The sequence below is a fragment of the Geothrix limicola genome, from assembly GCF_030268085.1.
Lineage (GTDB): Bacteria > Acidobacteriota > Holophagae > Holophagales > Holophagaceae > Geothrix > Geothrix limicola.
This window is the reverse complement of sequence record NZ_BSDE01000015.1, coordinates 1-6,191: the sequence shown is the minus strand read 5'-3', so window position 1 is coordinate 6,191 and position 6,191 is coordinate 1. Positions and strand designations below refer to the sequence as shown.

The 6,191-nt window shown below is 52.7% G+C and carries 6 protein-coding genes; all 6 read left to right on the top strand.

Features of this window, described 5'->3' with window-relative positions:
* Positions 1 to 828 precede the first annotated feature (828 nt).
* The 6 genes from QSJ34_RS18445 to QSJ34_RS18425 all read left to right on the top strand — a co-directional run bounded on the left by QSJ34_RS18445 (position 829) and on the right by QSJ34_RS18425 (position 5,081).
* A complete protein-coding gene (locus QSJ34_RS18445; RefSeq protein WP_285578155.1) occupies positions 829 to 1,617 on the top strand; it encodes a hypothetical protein in 789 nt (262 codons plus the stop codon).
* Between the two features lie 416 nt (positions 1,618 to 2,033).
* Entirely contained in the window at positions 2,034 to 2,267 is a 234-nt protein-coding gene (locus tag QSJ34_RS18440; RefSeq protein WP_285578154.1) for a hypothetical protein, read from the top strand.
* A 510-nt stretch (positions 2,268 to 2,777) separates the two neighbouring features.
* A complete protein-coding gene (locus tag QSJ34_RS18680) occupies positions 2,778 to 3,116 on the top strand; it encodes a TfoX/Sxy family protein (RefSeq protein ID WP_420798892.1) in 339 nt (112 codons plus the stop codon).
* Positions 3,117 to 3,292: 176 nt separating this feature from the next.
* Entirely contained in the window at positions 3,293 to 3,901 is a 609-nt protein-coding gene (locus QSJ34_RS18435; RefSeq protein WP_285578153.1) for a hypothetical protein, read from the top strand.
* Positions 3,902 to 4,108: 207 nt separating this feature from the next.
* Positions 4,109 to 4,450 (top strand): cupin domain-containing protein, encoded by a 342-nt coding sequence (locus tag QSJ34_RS18430; RefSeq protein ID WP_285578152.1) that lies wholly within the window; start codon positions 4,109 to 4,111, stop codon positions 4,448 to 4,450.
* Positions 4,451 to 4,622: 172 nt separating this feature from the next.
* Positions 4,623 to 5,081, top strand: a complete 459-nt coding sequence (locus tag QSJ34_RS18425) for a DUF805 domain-containing protein (protein WP_285578151.1) — start codon at positions 4,623 to 4,625, stop codon at positions 5,079 to 5,081.
* Positions 5,082 to 6,191 lie beyond the last annotated feature (1,110 nt).

Sequence of the window (6,191 nt, the reverse complement as noted above, 5' to 3'; positions counted from 1 at the left end):
CATCCATTCAGGCTCAAACCCCAATGTGGTGCATGCTCGGGGCACCATTACTTTGGGCTCGGCCTAACCTCTCGCTGCAACGGACCCAGGCGCCAGCGCCTGGTCCGCTGAGCTTCTTTCGTTAGGCCTCGTTCGCCCGTTCAATGCTGTCTTCTGGGTGTGCACGGGTCACGCAGGCTAGGTCGTCTCGTCATGCACCAGCACCGACCCGTGCGATTCCCCATTCTTCAGCACTCCAAGAATGGCGTTATTGCTTACTCATCAACAGTCGGCCCATGGATTTCTGCCATCATCGAAGCTGCTTCAGCACCTGGCCCTTCAATTTCACGCAATAACTCCGGCACTTTCCCTTTGGGGTCGTCGGCATGAACTTTCGCTCCCANCAGGCGCCAGCGCCTGGTCCGCTGAGCTTCTTTCGTTAGGCCTCGTTCGCCCATTCAATGCTGTCTTCTGGGTGTGCGCAGGTCACGCAGGCCCGGTCGTCTCGTCATGCACCAGCGCCAATCCGTGCGACTCCCCATTCTTCAGCACTCCAAGAATGGCGTTATTGCTTACTCATCAACAGTCGGCCCATGGATTTCTGCCATCATCGAAGCTGCTTCAGCACCTGGCCCTTCAATTTCACGCAATAACTCCGGCACTTTCCCTTTGGAGTCGTCGGCATGAACTCCCACTCCCATCCATTCAGGCTCAAATCCCAAGGTGGTGCACGCTCGGGGCACCATTACTTCGGGCTCGGCCTAACCTCTCGCTGCAACGGACCCAGGCGCCAGCGCCTGGTCCGCTGAGCTTCTTTCGTTAGGCGCCAACATCATCAAAAGGTGAATCATGAAGAAACTCATTTTTCTGTTTTTGTTGATGAGCGCATTTTCCTTTGCTGCTCAGGAAACGCCGTCGAAGCAGAATCAGATACCGGTTACAGTGCAGGCTCAAAAGTCGTCCGAAGCCGATAGGTTGAATAAAGTCGAAACCACCGTATCAGTAATTAGAGATTATAACGGCACTTTTATGTCAGTTATTATATGGAGTTTAAGCACTGTTGGAACCATCGCATTCGCGCTAATTGGGTTCAGCTGGTTTACGAATATTCGAATGATTCAAAGAGATATACAGACCCTTCGCGATGAACTCATTGCAATATTGGGTGAAAAAGCAGCTGAGGCCCAACAAATAAATTCTGAAAACATGTCACTTAAATCAAAAGAAATTCTCGAAATAACCACCTCCGCCGCAGAAAAAATGAGTAACGCGGCAACAGCTCAAATCAAATCTCAGATTTCAAATGCCATTAAACGAATTGGCGAGTTAGAATATTTAAATATAAAGAAAGATATCATATTGTGGAATGAGAAGCATGTTTATGCGAATTCTTGCAGCGCAGCTTCAGAATTACTTGAAAAATCATTAACACTGAATAGTGATTATTATGTCGAAGAATCTATAGATATTTTACGCGATTCACTGGAAAAAATGGAACATGACAATGAAATAGCAGACGCTGCAACGGTTCGCCAATTAGAAGGAACTATCAACAAACTCGGGGCAGATTTGAAAACATCGAAATTGGCACTGCTCTCACAACTTATCCGAATAAGCTCCCGCCCCACTGGCGCCTAACCCCTAGCTCAACTCGGACCCCGCCTGCATTGTCTTACGCTCTCTCTTGTCTCCCTGCTTCCTCGGCTCCGCTCATCGTCACGGTGCAGGCGCGGCCGGTTAGCCCCATTCGTTAGGCGTAATCGACCTTTTCGCTCTATTGGTCCGCTGTAACCGTTCGCGCCGTATTTCTGTACCGTTCGCGGTGGCCCACCCAGAAACGGCCAAGCATCTGCCATCGTCGAGGTAACCTGGGTCCACGCCCAGCAGTTCAAGCCTTCTTCCTGTCTCACCCGTTCTTTGCTCTTCAATTCTCAGAATCATTGGCGCGGCAGTTCGGGTCGCACTCACACCCATTTCACGCCGCGCCTAACCTCTCGCTGCAACGGACCCAGGCGCAAGCGCCTGGTCCGCTGAGCTTCACTCGTTAGGCAGCTATGTTCACCGTCGAAATCACCGGGTGGAATTACGGCTACAACAAGGTCGAAAGCACTAAATTGCTCGCTCATGAAGGCCAAATGGGCCTGGGTGCGGCCAAAGCCGCCACAGATGCCATCCTTGATGGACAAATCATCAAGGTCGAAATGGAAACACTAGAAGCCGCTCAAGCCCTGGTCTCTGCTTTTACCGCTATCAATGCAATTGCAAAAATTTCAGGCCATCATGACTAGCTGCCTAACCCTTAGCTCAACTCGGACCCCGCCTGCATTGTCTTCCGCTCTCTCTCAATATTTTGCTATCCCGGCTTCGCTCAGTGCCTCGGTGCAGGCGCGGCCGGTTAGCCTGATTCGTTAGGCGCTACCATCCAACCAACCAACCACAACAGGAGCCGCTCATGGCCTTTTCATCGTGCCCGAAGTGCCCTTCACACTCATTTGAAATGGTTGAGAATTCCCCTTCTGGTTCAAATTTTAAAATCATGTTTGTTCAATGTTCTAGTTGCGGCTGTGTTGTAGGGACTTACCCCTTCTACGACACCGCTTCTGTTTTGGATACTCTCGGTAAAAAACTCGGTGTTGGCCGCGTCACCGAATGAATCCATACCTGACCTATTGCCTGTCTTGTTGTCATTCTAAAATGGTCTCTTCCGTCATGTGTCGAACGCCTAACCCCTCGCTCAAGTCGGACCCCGCCTGCATTGCCTTCCGTTCTCTCTGAGTATTTCGCTATCTCGGCTCCGCTTGTCGCCTCGGTGCAGGCGCGGCCGCTTAGCTTCATTCGTTAGGCCGCAGTCAGTCCAACTCCCACTTCGAGGTTTACTGTTGGCACGAACGCCACCCCAACCATTTCGGAATCTTGGTCCAAAGTCCACAAACTGGATGTACGAGGTTGGCATCCATTCGATGGCAGACTTACACGCTCTTGGTGCAATCGAGGCTTACAGGCGCGTGAAGGCCTCGCGAAAGGGTGTCACAGTGGTGCTTCTATACGCACTCCAAGGCGCGATCCTCGATTGCCACTGGAATGATCTCCCGCCAGGTATGAAGGAAATACTTCAAAGTCAGGCCAAAGATCTGTAACTCTGACGGCCTAACCGGTCGCTCAACTCGGACCCCGCCTGCATTCCCTTCCGCTCTCTCTCATCCACCCGCTTCCTCGGCTCCGTTCAGCGCCTCGGCGCAGGCGGGATCCGGTTAGCTCGAATCGTTAGGCGTCATCCACCGGCGACAATGGTGCCAGCATCATGGAGGTAAAAATGCCATGGGACTACATCTTAGGCGGCGCAAGTGGCGCTGGTATCGTCCTAGTCATCGCAGTTCTCTTTGCACAACGAATCATCGAGAAGTCTGTAGATACAAGATTCTCAAGCAGGCTGGAGGAGATGAAGGCTGAATTCGCACGACGTCTTGAGATAGATAAGGCAGAACTCATCAAGAATGTCGAAACCGAGAAATCCGAATTGGCAGTTTGGCAAAACCTTCGAAATGATGTTCTCGGCGAAATCTGGCGTGCTCACCGCACTGTTACGGGCGCTATGACGGAGGTGATTCTTGAAGTGCAAAGATGCGAGATGAATGCAGAAAAACTTCCAAGTGCCACAATTGAGATCTACCGAAAGGTAGTTCATGCGAATGTTGATCTTCTAACTCCAGATGCGTTGCAGGCTGCACAAGACTTTTTGGAGAAAGCTTATGTCATCGCGGACCGAAAGCACCCCACACAAGACGACAATGCGCTAAAAGAACATCGCCGTGAGCTTTATGAATCGATCTCAGCCTATTTCGGACTTGAGAAAATGATGCCATGGATGACCAAACGTAAACCAAGTCGGAAACGTGTGGCACACGGCAGTGATGACGCCTAACCCGCCCCTTCGGTATTAGCCTGTATCTAAGCATCATTCGCTTCAAGACTCACGGCCGCCTAACCTCTCGCTCAAGTCGGACCCCGCCTGCATTGCCTTCCGCTCTCTCTCAGCATTTCGCTATCTCGGCTCCGCTCGTCTCCTCGGTGCAGGCGTGGCCGCTTAGCTTCATTCGTTAGGCCCTACACCCCGTGAAAGGAGTCCACCTTGAGCGAGAAAGAGGTAGTTCCTGAGACTAGAGGTGTAACCGTTCAACCCCTTACTACGGTTGATCTGGGGCCCGAAATCGAGGGCATGGAAGGCCGTCAACTAAGAATGCGAATGGTCACCATTGAACCTGGCGGTGTCTTCGGCCCGCTACACGATCATGTAGATCGCCCTGGAACCGTTTATATCCTTCAAGGAACAATCACCGACCATCGAAATGGGATTGCTACGGAATATGGGCCGGGCGTTGGTTGGCCCGAGGACCGAAACACCAATCACTGGCTTGAGAACAGAGGAACAATTCCAGCAATCGAGATCTCTGTTGATATTGTTAAAAAGTAGTAATGAACACTCTAAAGCCTCGGCGGGCCTAACCCCTCGCTCAAGTCGGACCCCGCCTGCATTGCCTTCCGTTCTCTCTCAACATTTAGCTATCTCGGCTCCGCTCATCGTCTCGGTGCAGGCGCGGCCGCTTAGCTTCATTCGTTAGGCGCCCACCATCCTTGAGGAATTGATGCCTGAAACGAAACTTTTCAGCGCCGCTGGACGGATCAACCGATCGTTCTTCATCGTTCAGTATGCTTTGACCCTGCTCGCATATGGCATCACGAGGGCATTGATCGATTTTTCTGCGTCGTTGGCCGTCAGCATCCCATTATTACTCATATTTGTGGCTGTTGGTTTTTCAATGGTTTGCACCTCAATCAAACGCCTTCACGACCTTAACCACAGTGGGTTTCTCTATCTGCTGATGTTCATACCTATCGTTAACCTCCTTTTGTTGATCTATCTGGCAGCTAAGCCATCGAACAACTGGAAGAACGAATACGGACTGAACCCCCTACTTCCTCCAGCCAACTGTCCGACCTGCGGCAGACAAGCCTTTCAGCCGCCAGGCAGGTACACCTGCTCTGATTGTGGCCAGCGTTTTGAACTTGACAGCAATTTCACAGCCACTGCGTATCAATCTTGAGTGTCCCTGTGCGCCTAACCCCTCGCTCAAGTCGGACCCCGCCTGCATTGCCTTCCGCTCTCTCTCAACATTTTGCTATCTCGGCTCCGCTCATCGTCTCGGTGCAGGCGCGGCCGCTTAGCTTCATTCGTTAGGCCTCGTTCGCCCATTCAATGCTGTCTTCTGGGTGTGCGCAGGTCACGCAGGCCCGGTCGTCTCGTCATGCACCAGCGCCAATCCGTGCGACTCCCCATTCTTCAGCACTCCAAGAATGGCGTTATTGCTTACTCATCAACAGTCGGCCCATGGATTTCTGCCATCATTGAGGCTGCTTCAACGCCCGATCCTTCAACTCCACGCAATAACTCCGGCACTTTCCCTTTGGGGTCGTCGGCATGAACTTTCGCTCCCATCCATTCAGGCTCAAATCCNTGCGCAGGTCACGCAGGCCCGGTCGTCTCGTCATGCACCAGCGCCAATCCGTGCGACTCCCCATTCTTCAGCACTCCAAGAATGGCGTTATTGCTTACTCATCAACAGTCGGCCCATGGATTTCTGCCATCATTGAGGCTGCTTCAACGCCCGATCCTTCACCTCCACGCAATAACTCCGGCACTTTCCCTTTGGGGTCGTCGGCATGAACTTTCGCTCCCATCCATTCAGGCTCAAATCCCAAGGTGGTGCACGCTCGGGGCACCATTACTTCGGGCTCGGCCTAACCTCTCGCTGCAACGGACCCAGGCGCCAGCGCCTGGNGCTTACTCATCAACAGTCGGCCCATGGATTTCTGCCATCATTGAGGCTGCTTCAACGCCCGATCCTTCAACTCCACGCAATAACTCCGGCACTTTCCCTTTGGGGTCGTCGGCATGAACTTTCGCTCCCATCCATTCAGGCTCAAATCCCAAGGTGGTGCAAGCTCGGGGCACCATTACTTCGGGCTCGGCCTAACCTCTCGCTGCAACGGACCCAGGCGCCAGCGCCTGGTCCGCTGAGCTTCTTTCGTTAGGCCTCGTTCGCCCATTCAATGCTGTCTTCTGGGTGTGCGCAGGTCACGCAGGCCCGGTCGTCTCGTCATGCACCAGCGCCAATCCGTGCGACTCCCCATTCTTCAGCACTCCAAGAATGGCG

Coding starts and splice junctions, on each gene's coding strand:
- QSJ34_RS18435 (WP_285578153.1), top strand. CDS start 3,293: ATGCCATGGGACTACATCTTAGGCGGCGCAAGTGGCGCTGGTATCGTC.
- QSJ34_RS18425 (WP_285578151.1), top strand. CDS start 4,623: ATGCCTGAAACGAAACTTTTCAGCGCCGCTGGACGGATCAACCGATCG.
- QSJ34_RS18445 (WP_285578155.1), top strand. CDS start 829: ATGAAGAAACTCATTTTTCTGTTTTTGTTGATGAGCGCATTTTCCTTT.
- QSJ34_RS18440 (WP_285578154.1), top strand. CDS start 2,034: ATGTTCACCGTCGAAATCACCGGGTGGAATTACGGCTACAACAAGGTC.